The organism is Rubritalea sp. (assembly GCF_039830215.1).
Taxonomy (GTDB): domain Bacteria; phylum Verrucomicrobiota; class Verrucomicrobiia; order Verrucomicrobiales; family Akkermansiaceae; genus Rubritalea.
Window position 1 is genome coordinate 1 of record NZ_JBDOPO010000275.1, and the last position, 16,751, is coordinate 16,751.

Sequence of the window (16,751 nt, forward strand, 5' to 3'; positions counted from 1 at the left end):
TTGATCAGGCATCGTGTTCTTTAAACACTGTTGCACTTTATTTTGTTGCGCCTCATTGAGTGAAGATCCAACGCCTTTCGGCCTACCGGGTTTTCCAACTTTCAGAGCTTTACTTCCACCTTCTTGCTATTTTTTTACCCATTCCGAGACTTTGTTTCGTCCTACATCTACAATTACGCCAATCTCAGCATAAGTGAGCCCCTGTTTACGAAGAAGTACAGCTTGCTTGCGTCTATCTTCGAGTTGGCTAGGTGTGAGCGTACGTGCGTCTTGAAGTTTCATAGCTTATATTTAGCAGAAATAATGCCAACTGGTTTTCCGCCTGATTAATGTATATATCGAATAAAGCAATTGCGCCTTGCTTAATGTGAACTATGAGTGCGGTTGCGCGGCTGGCATCGTGGTGGCTAGTCTCTTCGCTAATAGCAAAAGACGGCAGCTAGCACTTTAGGTCCAAACTAAGGTGGAGCTTCGCTGTAGCCCTAAGGCTCATCGAAGGCTACATAGCTCCCTGCTGTAAATTTCCGAGCTTGCTGGTCTATGCCGTGGTTGTCGTAAAATTTCTCGGCAGTATTTAGATCTAGGCTAACAGGTCAGTGAGGTGAGATAAACCAAGCCAGTTGAGGCTGAGCGAACTGGGGTAGTCGCCGACATGGTTGTTAGTTTAGCTGTAGAAAATCGTCTGCAGGCATTTTGAGCTTTGGTATTTGCGCCCATACAAATACTGGTTTTTCCAATGGACGCGAAAACCTACATATTCCTCTGTGAGAGGACTGAGAGTGATAGAAAATGTATGAAAACTGAACTTCTATTCAGCATGCTAGAATGATGCTAACAACAGAGGGATCTATGGAGGAAGGGTTTTGTTAGTCTCGATTCCTAGTCACAAAAAATCCGCACCAGTAACTGGTGCGGATTTTTTAGCGGTGGAGCGGGTAGAGAGAATCGAACTCTCCTACTCAGCTTGGAAGGCTGGTGCATTACCACTATGCTATACCCGCGTTGCCGTTAGTTCTGCCTTCTTACTGAAGACGTGGGGAGTATTAGGCTAGGAGTGCGCTTGGCTCAAGCCTAAACTTGCATAAATTTCACGTGTCGTTTTTGACTTATTGAGAGTGTAGATGTGAATACCATCGACTCCACTGTCGAGTAGCTCCAGGCATTGTTGCGCAGCGTAATGAGTACCAATGCGTTCCACAGATTTTTGATCGCCATTGGCACGCTCAAGTGCTCGAAGAAGCTTAGCCGGATAGCGTGCTCCTTCCGCTAATTCAGCCATGCGTCTCATGCCTTTTACTGAAGTGACGGGCATAATCCCTGCGATAATCGGGACAGTAATTCCAGCAATTTGGCATCTTTCGCGGTAATCGAAGAAGTCATGGTTGTCGAAAAAGAGCTGAGTGCAGATATAATCGGCGCCAGCATCGACCTTTTCTTTCATGTATTCCATCTCTAGTACGCGGTTAGGAGTGGTCGGGTGACCTTCGGGAAAGCCTGCCACGCCAATGCCGAAACCACGTGGGTCTGGGTGCCGGCCAGACTCATTGAATTTTTTGATGAATGCCACTAGGTCTGATGCGAACTTGAAATCATCTGTGGAGCGGTCGTAGTCCGGTTGGTCACGTGGGGGATCGCCACGGAGAGCTAAGATATTCGAGACGCCTGCGTCAGCATAGCGCTGGAGGATGGCATCGATCTCAGCTTCACTGTGGCCAATGCATGTGAGGTGGGGAACAGGTGGTATGCCAGTGGTTTCCTTTATTCGGAGAACAAGGTCGTGTGTCAGATCTCGCGTGGAGCCACCTGCACCGTAGGTCACAGAAACAAAGGATGGCTTATAGGGTTCGAGTTCAGCGATGACTTCATAAAGAGCGTCAAAGCTTTCTTGCGCACGCGGGGGAAAGAATTCAAACGAGAGTGACGGGCCTTCTTGGCTGAGAATGTCGGAAATGTGCATGGACGGCGTATTTGTGCAGTATGGGAGGTGGGAAGCAAAGCCAAAAAGCAGTAAACGAAGGTGTAATTTGGTCACCAATGGGGTGCTGTGCCAAGAAATTGCAAAAGAGCAGGTTTTTGATGCCTTTGATTCGAGGAAAGGATTCGACAAGTGAGGATCTCTGAACGATGCTAGCAATCTCAGACATAAGCTGAATATTTACGTTTGAGAAGAATATAGAACTATGAAGATAAAAAATACGATACGTAATGTTGTACTGAGTGGTGCAGCCGCTTTGTCTACTGTCATTCCTGCTGCGGCAGCTGAGACTGACTTCAATGAAGTTGGTAAGCAGATGTCAATTATGCTGCAAAATCGACATTATGATCGTCTCCCGTTTGACGCCAAGCTAAGTGAGAAAATTTTCAAGATGTATATCAACGAGCTGGATTACGGCAAAATGTTTTTCACGCAGAAAGATATAAATGCGCTCGAGAAACAATACGGTAATCAGCTCACAGAGCTGTTGCTGCACAAGGAAAGCATGCAACCTGCACAGGCAATCTATAATCTTTACCGCAAACGAGTCGAGGAGCGCACCGAGTATGCGAAAGAGCTTCTGACCAAGGCTAAATTTGATTTCAATAGCAACGAGACTGTGGTGCGCTCGCGCCGCGATGTTAAAGAACCGACGGATAAAGGCTGGCCCGCAGATAAAGCTGCAGCAGACAAACTCTGGAATGGCATGATCGAAGATGCAATGTTGGCAGAAACGCTGCGTCGCTCAATTATTGAGACTCGAGCTAAAGAGCAAGGCAAAGAGAATCCGCTGAAAGATGAGAAAGTAATCGGAGATAAACTGATGTTGCGCTATGAGCGTGTGAAACGAACAGTCGATGATGTGGACAATGAAGATATAGCTAACTTTTTTCTCAGTGCTGTAGCTAAATCATACGGGCCGCATACCGATTACTTTAGTGCGCGTGAAATGGAGCGTTTCATGTCGAGCATGAGCAACGAATTTGTAGGTATTGGAGCCTTACTGCAGGGAGAAGAAGATGGTGCGACCAAGATAAAGGGAATCGTCAAAGGTGGCCCAGCTGAGTTAGCTGGTGAACTCAAACTGAATGACCGTGTTGTTGGGGTAGATATTAACAATACTGGCGAAGTGATCGACATCATGTTCATGAAGATCGATAAGGTAGTGGATAAGATTAGGGGGGCTGCAGGAACCAGTGTTCGGCTCAAGGTTGAGCCTGCAGATGGTGGCGAGCCTAAATTTATCGTGATCAAGCGAGGTACTGTCGAAATGGGGGAATCGTTTGCTCAAGGTGAGATTATTGAACGCAAGAGCGCAGATGGTGGATTGAGCCGAATCGGTGTGATCACCTTGCCATCTTTTTACGCAAACTTTGATACTGGCGAAACCCGTTGCTCAGTGGATATTGAAAAAATTCTTCATAGATTTAATAAAGAAAAAATCGAAGGTCTAGTGCTCGACTTACGTGGGAACGGTGGAGGGTCTCTCGAAGAAGTCCGACGAATGACTGGTTTTTTCATAGGCAAAGGGCCCGTGGTTCAGGTGAAAAACTACAAAGGGAGCATCGAGCTCAAAAGCGCGCATGATAATGCCATCTTCAAGCAGCCAATGGTTGTGCTAATAGATAAGTCGAGTGCTTCTGCGAGTGAGATCCTCGCAGGTGCTTTACAGGACTATAATAGGGCTTTAGTTGTAGGAACAAGCTCAACCTTTGGTAAGGGAACAGTTCAGCAGCCGATGGATATCTCTCGCTTCATGCCATTCTTTGCAAATCGTGAGCGATCTGGTTACCTCAAGCCAACCATTCAGAAATTTTACAGAGTTTCAGGAATGTCGACTCAGAACAAGGGAGTCGAATCCGATATTGTTCTGCCTAATATACTGGACGCCGTGGATGTGGGGGAGAAATACCTCTATTATGCACTGGCATACGATAAGATTCGCAAAGCTGTTGGGTATAAGCCGGCTCCACGAGAAAACCTTTTCGTCTCCCAATTAAAGGGAAAGAGCCTCAAGCGCATAAAGCAATCCAAAGATTTTATGTATATCGAAGAGGATGTGAACCGTACTAAGGAAAGAATTGAAAAGAACGAGATCTCACTCAATGCTGAAGTGCGCAGGGACGAATTAGCGCAAGCTGAAGCGCGTACTAAGCAACGAAATAAAGAGCGAGTTTCACGCTTTGCTAATGTTCAGAGAGAAGACAAAGAGAAAATGACATTTTATAAAGCTCACCTAGATGACCTTAAATCTGCTAAATTGCCGGTTTTTGATCCTTCTTCAGACGATAACGGCTACATGAACCTTGCTGTTGACAAAGTAGAAGCTCTCGATGTGACTCCAGAGTGGCCATCAGGTATGGATCCGGTAAAGCGCGAAGGAATCGCGATTCTGGATGACTTGGTAAAGATGACGAACCAGGCAAAAATGGCTGGTGTTCTTAATAAGTAATCACACAGGATTTGATAGAACCCGTTTGGCAGTGAGCCGAGCGGGTTCTTTTTTACATGAGCGAGGAAGAGCAAATTCGTCAAGCATTACACTCTATATTAGACGATGCAATGCAGCTGCTGGAAGAGCTTAGTGATGTGGCTTTTGCTTCTAAGGTGAAGGTTGAGTGGAACTCGCGGATGCGATCAACTGCTGGACGAGCATTTTGGCCAGAGGCGAGGGTGGAGCTCAACCCTAGGCTGATCTCTATAAGTTTGGTGGAAGTTCGCAGGACTTTACTACATGAATTGGCACACCTTTTGGCCTACTATCGTTGCGGTCGACGCAGAATTGCTCCGCACGGAGTAGAGTGGCAACTCGCCTGTGCCGATTTAGGAATACCAGGCGAGAGGGCCACGCATAGTTTGCCTCTGCCTCGTCAGCAGCAGCAAAAGAAATGGCGGTATTCCTGTCCTAGATGTGGCAAGGGTATAGAGCGTGTACGCAAGATGAAGCGCTACGTGGCCTGTTACCCTTGTTGTCAGAAATATAATGGCGGTAGGTATAAAAAAGAGTTTTTGCTCGTACTAGAGCAAATTGTTTAGCGTTGGATGACCTGCCATCCAGCCGCCTCAAAACCAGACTTTGCATTTTGGCTTATTTGTCCGTATACGAGTAGTTTGTACTTCATCTGCGGCATTTTGGGTGCTCTAGCAAATTCGGAGATGCGCGGTGTCCATGAGATGAAATCAACAGGAGCTACGACTTCTACCATTCCTTCTTTAGTGACTCCGGCAGGCATCCGGACCACAGTAGTGAGTGCCGCGTAGGGTGTCTTCTTGTTCTGGGCTTTGAGTTTCATCATCACCTGGTTGAGGTAGCGCGTCTGATTTTTGCTCAAGCTGTTTGCCGCAATACCGAGAACATTGACTCTGTCACCCTTTTCAGGGAATGTCTTGAGGGCTTCAATGATGCTGTGGCGTTGGGCTATACTTAGATCTTGATTGCGAAAAACTGACTCGATCAATGTTTCACTCGCTCCTAAGGCAAGCATTGAGTCGCGGTCGCGTAGGAGAAGTTCGCTCGGAGTCACATCGTAAATGTCTTCGGGCAAGCCTATAGTTTTGGTGGCGGTCATAGCGGTCGAAATTTTACCAGAAATGCCTAGGCGGAGAGGTAGACCGCCGGCAAAAAACGCCCAAGTGATTTTCTCTATTTCCGCCTGTAGAAGTGCGTTGTCGCTATAAGGGTCGACTCCGAGTTTGCGGGCGCAGTCGAGTTTAGCCTTATCAAATCCAGCAATGCTTTTGGCTGATTTACTCAGATCATTCACTGTGCCATTTGAGTTCTTTTTATCGTGTCGGTGTTTCCATTTGTCTTCGGCTTTCTCTGAAGCGTTCGAGATAGATGATCCGACCTTTTTGAAAAAGTGGCCAACTGTGGCTGGAACTTTCCGGAGTGTTTCCTCAGGGGCTTCTGCAATGTTTTTGACTGCGTCAATCGGGGCTTCGATTGATTGCTTAAGGCCTTCAGCAAAAAGGTCGGTACGGCTGGTTTCGACAAGTGTTTTGATCGCTTTGATCTCGTTGATACACTCAGCGAGCGTGTTGATTCCTGAGCATTTTACTTCGCCATAATTAGTGTCGATAGTGAAGTGAATCATGAATCCATCACTTGGGCAAAACTCTCGGATACGGTGTAGATCACTCTTTAGTAGTTCTGGCGGCAGAATCTTTGACGCTTCAAAGATTGGCGGTTGCTCGAAAGCTATGGGAGCTTGAGCATTGGCCAAAGTGGGGCTCAAGGCTAGCAAACTGCCACCGATGTAGATTAGAAGGTATTTCATGCCTAACATGTAGAATGAAATACGATTTTGAACAAGACTTAGATATTTTTCCTGAGGTTCTCCCTATTGTCTCAAAACTCTTACTAGATGAGTTTTGGCGCAGCACGGGGGCACTTTGAATCGTTGAGGCCTAATCTAGGTTTCTACTTTATCTTCGAGCCTCTTCTGCATTCTCTTGGATAGCATAGGACGAATGAGGCCATAGAGGAGATAGAGTGTGAAGATGAGAGTCGGTGTGTACCAACGGGTTTGCTCATTGAGTAAAAGCATGAAAAAAATAGCCCCAATCACGACTCCCCAGAGTGAGCCCTTAGTGCGCCAGTCTACTTTCTTGAAGCTTGGATAGCGTACGTTACTCAACATGAGGGCCGAGAGGCCTAACATGGCGAGTGCAAGCACGTAGTTCCAAGCGCCTAAACCCTGTCCTGTGCTAGCTGAATCAGTGTATAAGTGAATAATAAGGAAGGTAATGGATGCGATGAATCCGGCAGCCATTGGGATGGGGATTCCTCTAAAATCCATATTATCGCCTGGTTTTTTAGGCATGTTTGCTAGGCAGTTGAATCGGGCTAAGCGCATTGCGCCACAGAGCAGGTAAATAAAGGCTATTGCCCAGCCAATTTTAAAGTCGCCGAGTTGCTCAGAAAGGGGGAAAAGCACAGCTTTGGATACGAGGAGAGCCGGAGCCATGCCAAAAGAAACAACGTCGGCAATCGAGTCAAATTCTTGGCCGAATGGAGATTCTTGGCCACCAAGTCGAGCCAGTCTACCATCGAGTAGATCGAATATACAGGAGCCAAAAATGAGCATGATCGCCTGTTGGTAAAACTTATATGCTTCAGAGAACTCGTCGTGCTGCATGCCTTTGAAAATCGTGAGGACGGCAAAGAAACCGCAGCAAAGGTTGCCTGCAGTCATCAAGTTGGGTAGCAGGTAGATTTTTGGTTCTTCGTATTCCTCACTCATTGCAGTGCTACATAGGCATAATTGTTGGGGAAGAAACAGTGGAAAATGTTGGTAGATGTGATTAGCTTGGCCTCGCAATGGCAGATCTAGAAGCATCCACACCCATGGCGAGCTTACTCGCTCGATTCCCAGGCTCTAAGCGCGCGCTTTTCGCACGTTATCATATCGGTGGTTGCAGTTCGTGCGCCTACCAAGATGATGAAACATTGGGCGAGGTCGCTACTCGCAATGAGATTGATGTGAACGAGGCGATCGAACATATCCTTCAAAGCCATAAAGTCGATGCTGCAATGTTGATATCAGCTAAAGAGGCCAAGGAGTTGATTGATTCAGGGGCTGAGCTTGTCTTTTTGGATACGCGGACGCGTGAAGAGCACGAGGCTGTGGCTATCCATGGTTCTGAATTCATGACGCAGGAGCGCCAGCAAGAGTTGTTCGGATCAGCCAAAGAGGATTCTACTATTATCCTCTACGATCACACTGGTGGGAAAGTGCTCGATACCTGCGCATGGTTTCAAGGGCATGGCTTGAAAGGTACTCGTGGGGTTATTGGTGGCATCGACGCTTGGAGCAAAGAGGTCGACAATTCAGTGCAGAGGTACCGGCTAGAAATGGACTAATTGCTCCAGGGCGCTTTGAGTAGTGACTCGTGAATGAGTACCTTGTCGGGGTGCTGACGGTGCAAATTTTTACGGTATTCAGCGATGGCGTCTTTACGGCGTGAGGTTTCGAGCGCTACGATGACCTCTGATTTGAGTTTCTCGAAGCTTCCTAGCTTGGCTGGTTTGGAGTCAGTGACTTCTACTAGGTGCCAACCTAGCTTTGTTTTGATAATTGTTGGTTGGTGGAGTGCAAGTGCGAAGACAGCATCAGTAAAGTCGTCTGGAGAGCGATGCTGGCTTAACCAACCTAAATCGCCACCTACTTTTTTACTGCGTTCGTCTTCACTGAGTTTTGAGCAAAGTGAGATGAAGTCGTTGGTTTTTGACTGGATGAAATCGAGGGCTTCTTTCAGCGAACGTTGGGCGTTTTCATCAGAATGTCCGAGTGCTGCGAGAAAAATGTGACGTACCCTTCTGCAGGCTGGAGTTGTGAGAGACTTACTGTGAGCTGTGTACCACGCGAGCGCTTCTTCGTCTGTGACCGCGATTCCGCGTGCGATATGGTGGTCAAGGTACTTATTTTGCTGAAGCCGGGCCGCTATTCTGGAGCGAAGTTCTTTTTCTCCCTCGAATCCAAAGTTTTGCATCGCCGTCGCAAGCTCTGGTGGGTTAGAAAAGCGGCTGGCAAAGCGTAACATGGCAGCTTGTATTTCAGCTTCAGAGACTGGAAATTCCTTGTCGTTGAGAGCTACTTTCTCTCGCAGTAGTGAATGGTCGCATAGTTCACGTAGGACTGATTTGCGCAGAGCTAGGCGTTCGTTCTCTCCTACATCTTTACGTTTCCGGCCGCTGCGCCAGAGTAGGTCGTCTACTCCGTAGTCAACTTGACTTAGGTAAACGGGTTTTGCAAAAACTCTGGCGACAATACCGCGTTCAAGGTCATTGCCAAGGTCCTCAGCGGGAGATCCCTTCATTCGATAGACCTGATTCTTGAGGGGGCCATCAAAAAGGACGAGGTCACAAAGCAGGTAGAGCATCAATACGCACCAGATCCCGAGGCGGATCACAAACTTAGAACTCATTTTCATCTGCAGTGCTTTTAAACGTGTAGACACAAAAAAGCCACACAACAAAAGCTGCGTGGCCTAGAAAGATAGAGTCGCGTCAGATTAGTTGACTGCAACAGCTTCTGCACCAGTCTCGCCAGTACGGATGCGGATTGCTTCGTCTACAGTAGAAAGGAAGACTTTTCCGTCACCGATCTTGCCTGTGTTTGCACTCTTAACGATCGCTTCAGCGACAGTTTGCGCTTGATCGTCGTCAACTACGATGTCGATTTTAACTTTAGGAAGGAAGTCTACTGTGTACTCAGATCCGCGGTAGATTTCAGTGTGTCCCTTTTGGCGTCCAAAACCTTTGACTTCAGTGACAGTCATGCCCTGAACACCGACTTCAGCGAGTGCTTCTTTGACCTCTTCGAGTTTGAATGGCTTGATGATTGCTTCGATTTTTTTCATAGCTTAAAATAGTTTGTCTTGATGGATTATCAGCAAGTAGCGTGCCAATATTTGCGCTGATCAATATTTTTGTTTGATTGGTATTACCTTAGATGAGCCGATAGGTGCTTGCAAGAGAAGAAAATTAGATTGTATGTCTGTAAATAATTCTAGCGAAGAACATATCGTGCTCCAGGTAGTTGTCGGATGAGTCTTTTCATTTCGAGCTTCAGCAAGGTACTCATCACTACCGCGACAGGAAGTTGGGAGTCGCTGACAATATGGTCAATCAATGTCTCCTCTTTACTGAGAGTATCGAGAACACATTGTTCCGTGGCATCTATTTCTTTCAGAGGCGAGGCCGCGGGTTGGACTTCTAGTTCTAAATTCAGAGGGAGAGATTCGAGGTCTTCTAGAATGTCATTTGCGCAGCTTACCAAAGATGCTCCGTCACGGATGAGTTGATTACAGCCAGCTGATGTGGCTCGATCTATTGGGCCTGGTACAGCATACACACTTTTTCCCATTTCGATTCCAAGGTTAGCAGTGATCATTGACCCACTCCACTTAGGGCACTCCACTACAAGCACACCAGAGGACCAAGCAGCGACAATGCGGTTGCGCATAGGGAAGGTCTTCTTGTCAGGTCGGTGCTGAAGAGGAAATTCCGAGATTACAGCTCCATTACCATTGGCAATTTCTTCGGCTAGTTTGAAGTTCTCTGGCGGATAAAGTTGAGCAAGTCCTGAGCCTATGACTGCAATCGTACGCCCCTTGGCATCGAGTGCTCCACGGTGCGCGAAGGAGTCAATCCCACGGGCCAGGCCGGATATGATGGAGAGGCCAGATCGAGCGAGAGCCCGAGAAAATCCCAGTGCTGCTTGTTGTCCATAGTGAGTGGTCCGGCGGGAGCCGACGATAGAGATGGCATGTTTATCCGAGTCAATGAGTTCTCCCCATACGTAGAGCGCCAGTGGGGGATCGTACATGTGACGTAGAGATTCTGGGTAGTCTGAGTCTTCTTGGGTTATGATCGAAATGCCTCTGGCTTTGGCTTCTTCGAGTTCTTTGTTTAGGTCAATGTGCTGTTCCCATTGGCAGATTAATCGGGCGGTTTCGGGGCCGATTCCATTGGTCTTCGTGAGCTGTGATTCACTTGATTTAAGGATAACTTCAGCTGAGCCGAGACGTTCAATCAAGCGTCGCACCCTAATCGGCCCAATCTTTGGTAGCATATTCAGAGCTATGGTAGCTTCGTGTGAATTCATAGTAAGTGAAATGGTTAGCTGTTAGGATGAGCTAGATTTCTTTGGGCCTCAAGAATGAAATGGGTAGACACGAAAAAGCCGCAAGCGATAACACTTGCGGCTGGAGAGGGATATAGTACGTCGGGCTGCTACTTCTTGTAGACTGAGTCTGGGTCGAATGCGAGGTCTTCGGTGAACGCTAATGCTGTAGGAGCGCTGCCGGCTGCGAGGTCAACCTTGCGGTAGAAGCAGGAATTGCGGCCAGTGTGGCACGCTCCAGCCCCTTGTTGATCCACGTATATGATCACGGCATCTTGGTCGCAGTCCGTGCGGATTTCGACCACCTTCTGAGTGTGACCAGAAGTGGCACCTTTGTGCCAGATTTCTTGACGGCTGCGTGAGTAGTAAACCACTTCACCGAGCTTTAGTGTCATTTTGAGTGACTCTTCACTCATGTAAGCGAGCATGAGCGGCTCTTTAGTCACTGAATCCATTGCAACGCATGGGATGAGGCCATTTTCATCGAACTTTGGGGCGAAGATGGCCTTTTCTTCGACTTCTTTTTTGTCCTCTCTGTTGCCAAAACTAATAGATGTGCTCATAAGCTTAGGTTAGATCATGGGTTAGGCTGCAAGAAACCTCAAGCGCTCGTCAGAGGCTAGAATTTCGTTAAGATTCTCCCATCCTGAATCAGTCTGAAGGTTGAAGATATTGAGGTAGAGGCCCACGAGTTGTGGGTCGAAGTCTACGAGTAATGTGTCAATAGCGGATTTGAGCTTGTCGGTGTCCAATGTTTCAGGGAGAGCTCCGTCGACGGCTCCTTTGCCATCGTGCTCTATGCCCATTGCGTCACAGAATGCGACGAGCAATGCTTGCTGACCTTGCATGAAATAGACTTGGAAAAGGTGTTCACCAATCATGTCGCTAGACTTGAGTTTGAGGGTTTTGTGCATCCAAGCGATTTGTTCAGCGATAGACTTCTTCTGGACGAAGACTGGGCGGAGCTTGCGGTCGTTAGCGAGTGTGGCGACTGTCGTCTTATAGAGGTCGCGTTCTTCTGCTCTCATCCATGTGAAAAGGTCTACAATGATGGATGGCTTGATGTTTTGGTAAATTTCGTATGCGTTCACGGTCGTATTAAGGAAATTAATGGCTGCGCAGTGAAGCAGCTATGAAGGATCCGTCAAGGGTAGGATCAGCGCGTAGTGCTAAAATTATGGGGTCAATTTATTGCCAAGTTGTGATGATGGCATTCTCGTCGTCTGCTTCTTCACCAAAGCACCAAATGAGGCTGCGCTTACCTTTGACCGTTGTGTCACCAAATCTAGAAGGCTCTTTGATCTGGTTATCATAAGTTCCATCAAGAATGATACTGAATTGCCCCCCGAAGCTAGTGACTAAGGAATCGATGTTATCGCCGGATCCATAAACTAGTCCACTTCTGCCATTTGCCGCATCAGCCAATGAAGAAATGAAGTTTTTACCTTTGGCGTTAAGGTCCTTAGTATTGCCAGCTAAAGTGTTGAGCATGTCTACCAACTGAGACTGCAAGAGTTCTTCATCAGTCCCCACATCAATCGGGAAATAGCCGTATTCGTCGTAAAAATCTTCAATTCCTCGTTCTACAGTCATGGCTATTGCGCGGTTTTTCTCAATATTGCTTTTCTTGATCATTTTACTGGCGATTGGGTAAGATATAGCAGCGAGCACAGCGATTATGGCTATCACTACGAGGACTTCCACTAGGGAGAAACCTCGACGCATAGGTTGGGATGATGAAAGTCTTTGCATAATTTAGATAAACTAGTTGGACTCTATGCGTCATAAGTCATTCATTCCAATTCTTTTTTTTGCTACAAGTTGTTGTTGCTTTGATTACTTGACTTCACTTTGAGTGTGGATACACTTTGTATATACAAATTTAAATTTAGTAAATCTCATTGATTTCTTTAAAATAATGTTTTCACACGCCCTAAAACTCCCTAGCGTAGCACGCAATCCATGAAAAACTGTTTCAAAAGCCAGTCCCCCCAAGCGCGTAGTGCATTCACCTTGATTGAGATGCTCGTTGTTTTGGTGATCATGTCGACACTCATAGGTATAGGTGCACAAGTGATGAAAAATGCGACGACTGCTCAGGGAACTGATACCGCTGCCTCAATGGCTGAAAGCCTTTTTGCCGAAGCTCGAGGCTTAGCCAAGAGCAGTGGGTCATCGACACGAGTGGTCATTTATGCTGGTGGCGGCACGGGGGATGACCGAACTAAGCATCTGCGCTATATGGGAATCGTTGGGCAGGACAAGGATGCAACAACTGGAGAATATTTGGAGGTAGGTGAGGAACCTCTATTTAAAGACCAATTGAAGGCGCGTGGTGTTAAACTGCCCTCAAAAGTATTTTTCAATGCTAATCTGAGTAATGTGTCCGCGACAATGCCTGTGCAGATTCCTGGCATGACGGGCACTCAGCAATGCTATTACTACGAGTTCAATGCGGAAGGGGTTATTACAGAGCCAGCTGCAGTTGCTCTGGACGACCCTGTGTCGTTTGTTGTGCAGTCAGGTCAGCTCTACCCTACGGATGATACGCCAAGAGTAGCTAAAGCAGGAAGTCGTGACGTAGCAGGCTTTGCTATTTGGAAACGTGGCAATACCACTCTCTTTAGAAGTCCTGAGCAGGTCCCTAGCCTCCCTAGCGGCAGTGATCCAACGTTCTAAAATGCTAGCCTCCTTCTATTGCACCCATCCTTTTTATGAGAAAAAATATTTCTAGCCGTAAAGGCTTTTCGCTTGTTGAAGTGGTCATAGCCATCGGCTTGGTCGCTGTGTTGCTGACCACTTTCATGGCTGTTTTTGGTCCAGCCCAGAAAAACATAAGCAACACGATCCGAGTGGCCGAGGCAAATAGACTCGTCCATACCTTAGAAAATGAAATGGCAATCCTCCGACCAGGTGAAGATGACTATACTACGGCTTTTGATAAGGCATTCCAGTGGATTAAGGATTCACATGACGAGGACAATGCTATTATAATCTATCAATACCACGCTCTTCCAAATAGTGAAAATCCTGATGGAACACTTCAAGTCGCCGTCGATGGAAATAAGAAAAGCCTCATTACTGATGACCAAAAATTACCTGGAGTCGATTATATCACACAAACAGTAGCCCGCCGTCTCGATAAAGCAGATGCAGCGGTCCTCTCAGCTGAACTTTCTCCCGGTATTGTTCAAGGGGCAGTCTACGCGGTTCGCATGACTCAGTTATATAACAAAGGAGGATCTTCAGGTCTAGAGCTTTTGACAAATGGAAATGAACTTAAGCCTGGAATAGTTAATCCAAGTGATGACGGCAACGTGCTAGCTGATAGTTCACTTTATGAAGAAGCTTATGTAACTCTCCAAGTGGAGTTCTTTCCGCTAAATAACAATCTTCACGCTTACGTAACTAATGGTCCCTGGGAATTTGATAAGTTAGGTTCTCCTGTGGCTACACAGAACATTGCAGTCCGCCGCTAGAATTTTATGAAAACTCACCGATCATTAAGAAAAGGTTTCACGCTCATTGAGCTCTTAACCGCTGTGGCAATCACGACTGTTATTATTGCAGTGTTGATTGGTACAACACGTATGTCCATGGATGCATGGAAAGATAGTAGCGACAAAGCGAGAGCGTCGCGCTTGGCCAAAGAGAGCATTGAAGTGATGGCGCGTGACCTTGAAGGTATCGTGATTCGCTCGGGCAATGATTATGAATGGCTTTCCATTCGGATGGATGATAATGAGGCAAATGGACCTACCAATGCTGAAATTAAAAATCCACTGGAGTTTTTTTTCTTTAGTGCACCAACCGACCGCTACGATGGGAACATAGGAACTGCAGATGACGAGGGAGGCGATATATCTGCTGTGATTTACAAGTTAGCCTATGTTGATCAGCTAGATCCTGTAGGGAAGACTTTTCCTGTATTCTCACTCTACCGTCAGTTGATCAATCCGGATGAAACATTCAGTAAGTATCTGGGTAAGAATAATATCGTAACAGGACTATTAGATAGTGAAGATGTTACAGGATCTAGTAACTTTATAGCCGAAAATATCTACAATTTCACTGTGACTCTTATCTTTGAATTCAATAATGTGACGACTGGGAAAATGGAGCAAAAGCGTGTGCCAGTCATGACTTCTGGTACTGATTTTCAAGAAATTCGGATAACAGGCCGAATGGTAGGTAAAGATAACCCGTCCACAACTTCGGTTCCAGCGTCGCAGTCTCCTGCTGACATTGAAGACAGCAGTGGTAACAATGTAGCCGCATCAGCCCGACTTGCTGGTGCTGAACTGGGTATATTGGTGCTATCAGATTCGGCAATGCGCGCTTTGAATAAGAAGCCTTTCACTGACCAAGCTGCATTCGGCAACTTTGTGAAGGAGAATAGCCACTACTTCTCCAAGTCGGTGATTCTTCCGCGGCCGTAACGAGCATCCCACTGTTTACTTTCCTGGAGTGCTCAGTAGATCACTGAGCGTTTTTTCGTTGAGATCGAGGCTCTGCGTTGCGCCGTCTAGAATATTGTTGGCGAGCGTGTTTTTCTTTGCCTGCATTTGCTGAATTCTTTCTTCAACAGTGCCTGCACAAATGAGTTTGTGCACCATCACAGGTTTGTCCTGGCCAATGCGGTATGCTCGGTCAGTCGCTTGGTTCTCTGCGGCGGGATTCCACCACGGGTCATAGTGGATGACTGTATCGGCGCCAGTAAGAGTGAGACCAGTACCACCAGCTTTGAGGGATATAAGAAAAACTTCTCCTTCACCGCCTTGGAAACGTTCTACCAAAGATTGTCTGTCCTTGGTAGCTCCTGTTAGGATGAGATAGGCGACGTGTTCTTGAGTAAGGTAGTCCTCTATGATCTCTAACATGGAGGTGAACTGGGAGAATATGAGTACTCGATGGCCTTCTTTTCGCAAGGTGACTAACAGTTCGATGAGGTAGAGCATTTTTGCGGACTCAGCTTTGGCTGCGTCCTGCATGGATTCGCTATTAAAATTAAGCAGGCTGGGGTGACAGCAGATTTGGCGGAGTTTTAGCAGGGCATCGAGGAAGACAATCTGGGCCTCACCACCACGGGCAACAATCGCTTGGCGAACCTGTTTATCCATCGCGGCGCGTACTGTTTCGTAGAGGTCTTTTTGCTCTGAACTGAGGGTGATGGTGTGGAGGATTTCCGTTTTTGGTGGGAGTTCTTTAGCAACATCGTGTTTCGTTCGACGTAAAATTAGTGGGCCAACTTTTCGGTTGAGGGAGTCACGTTTATTTCGGTCGTTTTGTTTCTCGATAGGCGTGCGGTAGTTCTCCGTGAATGCGGATCGCTCACCTAGCAGTCCGGGCATAAGAAAAGCAAAGAGGCTCCATAACTCACCGAGATTATTTTCGATCGGGGTGCCAGAAAGGCAGAGTCTGTGGTTTGATTTTAGCTGCCTCACCGCGGTGGATACTTGAGCTCCAGGGTTTTTGATATGCTGAGCTTCATCCAGCGCAATCAGGTGGTAGTGCTGCAAGAGGTGTTGATCAAGGTCCCTGTGGATAAGTGCATAAGAGGTGAGTACTAGATCGTAGCGTGAAATTTCAGAGAAATGCTGATGGCGTTTTGATCCTTGAAGGATGAGGACCTTTAGCGAAGGGGCAAATTTTGCGGCTTCACGCTGCCAGTTCACAACCACCGAGGTGGGAGCCAGTACCAGATGAGGAAGGCCTTTTGAGCGGCCACTAGTGATTTCAGTGAGAATGTGTGCTAGGGTTTGAAGCGTTTTACCCAGCCCCATGTCATCGGCTAAAATACCTGAAAATTGGTGGCGCGTGAGAAACTGCATCCAATAAAATCCGTGGAGTTGATAGTCGCGCAGAATAGCTTGGAGTGTGTTTGGAACTACTACAGGAGTAACGTTCTCCAGCGATTGGATTTGCTTCGCAATTTTTTCGATTTCTTCAGGGACGTCCAGTTCGATGTCTAAATCATTTTCTAACAATGCAGCGTCGAGAGCACTAACTTTGATAGGCCCGTCAGTAAATTTGTACTCGAGTAGCTCTCCGAGAGTGGTGAGCATATGGCGAAAACGTCCAACGGGGAGTGCTAGTCCGCGACCATCTGGAAGGAATATCATGAACTCTTGGCCCTTAGGCATGCCTTC

At 47.0% G+C, this 16,751-nt stretch carries 17 protein-coding genes, 1 tRNA gene and 1 pseudogene; 6 read left to right on the forward strand and 13 right to left on the reverse strand.

The window, feature by feature from the left end:
• Window positions 1-126: 126 nt before the first annotated feature.
• The 4 genes and pseudogenes from ABGY95_RS09065 to metF all read right to left on the reverse strand — a co-directional run bounded on the left by ABGY95_RS09065 (window position 127) and on the right by metF (window position 1,957).
• Window positions 127-282 (reverse strand): helix-turn-helix domain-containing protein, encoded by a 156-nt coding sequence (locus tag ABGY95_RS09065; RefSeq protein ID WP_347441356.1) that lies wholly within the window; start codon window positions 280-282, stop codon window positions 127-129.
• Between the two features lie 37 nt (window positions 283-319).
• Window positions 320-484: pseudogene (locus tag ABGY95_RS09070) on the reverse strand (IS4 family transposase); the annotation flags it as partial.
• 443 nt (window positions 485-927) lie between these two features.
• A tRNA-Gly gene (locus tag ABGY95_RS09075) sits at window positions 928-1,001 on the reverse strand.
• 47 nt (window positions 1,002-1,048) lie between these two features.
• On the reverse strand, window positions 1,049-1,957 hold the full coding sequence (gene metF, locus ABGY95_RS09080; RefSeq protein WP_347441372.1) for a methylenetetrahydrofolate reductase [NAD(P)H]: 909 nt from the start codon (window positions 1,955-1,957) through the stop codon (window positions 1,049-1,051).
• A gap of 223 nt (window positions 1,958-2,180) precedes the next feature.
• Between metF and ABGY95_RS09085 the strand changes: the two genes are divergently transcribed.
• Together ABGY95_RS09085 and ABGY95_RS09090 are read left to right on the forward strand one after the other, a co-directional pair.
• Entirely contained in the window at window positions 2,181-4,427 is a 2,247-nt protein-coding gene (locus ABGY95_RS09085) for a carboxy terminal-processing peptidase (RefSeq protein ID WP_347441357.1), read from the forward strand.
• Window positions 4,428-4,483: 56 nt separating this feature from the next.
• Window positions 4,484-5,011 (forward strand): SprT-like domain-containing protein, encoded by a 528-nt coding sequence (locus tag ABGY95_RS09090; protein ID WP_347441358.1) that lies wholly within the window; start codon window positions 4,484-4,486, stop codon window positions 5,009-5,011.
• Here the strand turns inward: ABGY95_RS09090 and ABGY95_RS09095 are convergent.
• Entirely contained in the window at window positions 5,008-6,252 is a 1,245-nt protein-coding gene (locus ABGY95_RS09095) for a hypothetical protein (protein WP_347441359.1), read from the reverse strand. The two genes, ABGY95_RS09090 and ABGY95_RS09095, sit on opposite strands and share 4 nt — an antisense overlap.
• 135 nt (window positions 6,253-6,387) lie before the next feature.
• The gene (pssA, locus tag ABGY95_RS09100) at window positions 6,388-7,218 is read right to left on the reverse strand and encodes a CDP-diacylglycerol--serine O-phosphatidyltransferase (protein ID WP_347441360.1); all 831 of its coding nucleotides are present in this window, start codon (window positions 7,216-7,218) and stop codon (window positions 6,388-6,390) included.
• Window positions 7,219-7,295: 77 nt separating this feature from the next.
• Between pssA and ABGY95_RS09105 the strand changes: the two genes are divergently transcribed.
• The gene (locus tag ABGY95_RS09105; RefSeq protein ID WP_347441361.1) at window positions 7,296-7,838 is read left to right on the forward strand and encodes a rhodanese-like domain-containing protein; all 543 of its coding nucleotides are present in this window, start codon (window positions 7,296-7,298) and stop codon (window positions 7,836-7,838) included.
• Here ABGY95_RS09105 and ABGY95_RS09110 read toward each other — a convergent pair.
• The 6 genes from ABGY95_RS09110 to ABGY95_RS09135 form a co-directional block, all read right to left on the reverse strand.
• Window positions 7,835-8,902: a peptidylprolyl isomerase gene (locus tag ABGY95_RS09110; RefSeq protein ID WP_347441362.1), complete on the reverse strand. Its 1,068-nt coding sequence runs from the start codon at window positions 8,900-8,902 to the stop codon at window positions 7,835-7,837. The two genes, ABGY95_RS09105 and ABGY95_RS09110, sit on opposite strands and share 4 nt — an antisense overlap.
• Window positions 8,903-8,989: 87 nt before the next feature.
• Window positions 8,990-9,337, reverse strand: coding sequence for a P-II family nitrogen regulator (locus ABGY95_RS09115; protein WP_347441363.1), 348 nt, complete (start codon window positions 9,335-9,337; stop codon window positions 8,990-8,992).
• Window positions 9,338-9,486: 149 nt separating this feature from the next.
• The gene (dprA, locus tag ABGY95_RS09120; RefSeq protein WP_347441364.1) at window positions 9,487-10,584 is read right to left on the reverse strand and encodes a DNA-processing protein DprA; all 1,098 of its coding nucleotides are present in this window, start codon (window positions 10,582-10,584) and stop codon (window positions 9,487-9,489) included.
• Window positions 10,585-10,712: 128 nt separating this feature from the next.
• Entirely contained in the window at window positions 10,713-11,165 is a 453-nt protein-coding gene (gene hisI, locus ABGY95_RS09125) for a phosphoribosyl-AMP cyclohydrolase (protein WP_347441365.1), read from the reverse strand.
• A 21-nt stretch (window positions 11,166-11,186) separates the two neighbouring features.
• Entirely contained in the window at window positions 11,187-11,693 is a 507-nt protein-coding gene (locus ABGY95_RS09130; protein ID WP_347441366.1) for a hypothetical protein, read from the reverse strand.
• A 97-nt stretch (window positions 11,694-11,790) separates the two neighbouring features.
• The gene (locus ABGY95_RS09135; protein WP_347441367.1) at window positions 11,791-12,354 is read right to left on the reverse strand and encodes a prepilin-type N-terminal cleavage/methylation domain-containing protein; all 564 of its coding nucleotides are present in this window, start codon (window positions 12,352-12,354) and stop codon (window positions 11,791-11,793) included.
• A gap of 210 nt (window positions 12,355-12,564) precedes the next feature.
• On the opposite strand from ABGY95_RS09135, the gene ABGY95_RS09140 reads away from it, so the two are divergent.
• Genes ABGY95_RS09140 through ABGY95_RS09150 form a run of 3 tightly spaced genes read left to right on the forward strand, consistent with a single transcriptional unit; the run spans window position 12,565 to window position 15,041 of the window.
• Window positions 12,565-13,281 (forward strand): type II secretion system protein, encoded by a 717-nt coding sequence (locus ABGY95_RS09140; RefSeq protein ID WP_347441368.1) that lies wholly within the window; start codon window positions 12,565-12,567, stop codon window positions 13,279-13,281.
• 35 nt (window positions 13,282-13,316) lie between these two features.
• Window positions 13,317-14,081 carry a prepilin-type N-terminal cleavage/methylation domain-containing protein gene (locus tag ABGY95_RS09145; RefSeq protein ID WP_347441369.1) on the forward strand — a complete coding sequence of 255 codons (765 nt, stop codon included), beginning with the start codon at window positions 13,317-13,319 and terminating at the stop codon, window positions 14,079-14,081.
• A 6-nt stretch (window positions 14,082-14,087) separates the two neighbouring features.
• Complete coding sequence (locus ABGY95_RS09150; protein WP_347441370.1) at window positions 14,088-15,041, forward strand: prepilin-type N-terminal cleavage/methylation domain-containing protein; 954 nt, start codon at window positions 14,088-14,090, stop codon at window positions 15,039-15,041.
• Between the two features lie 15 nt (window positions 15,042-15,056).
• On the opposite strand, the gene ABGY95_RS09155 is transcribed toward ABGY95_RS09150, so the two are convergent.
• Window positions 15,057-16,751: DEAD/DEAH box helicase (locus ABGY95_RS09155; RefSeq protein WP_347441371.1), on the reverse strand; the 1,695-nt coding region annotated here is incomplete at its 5' end.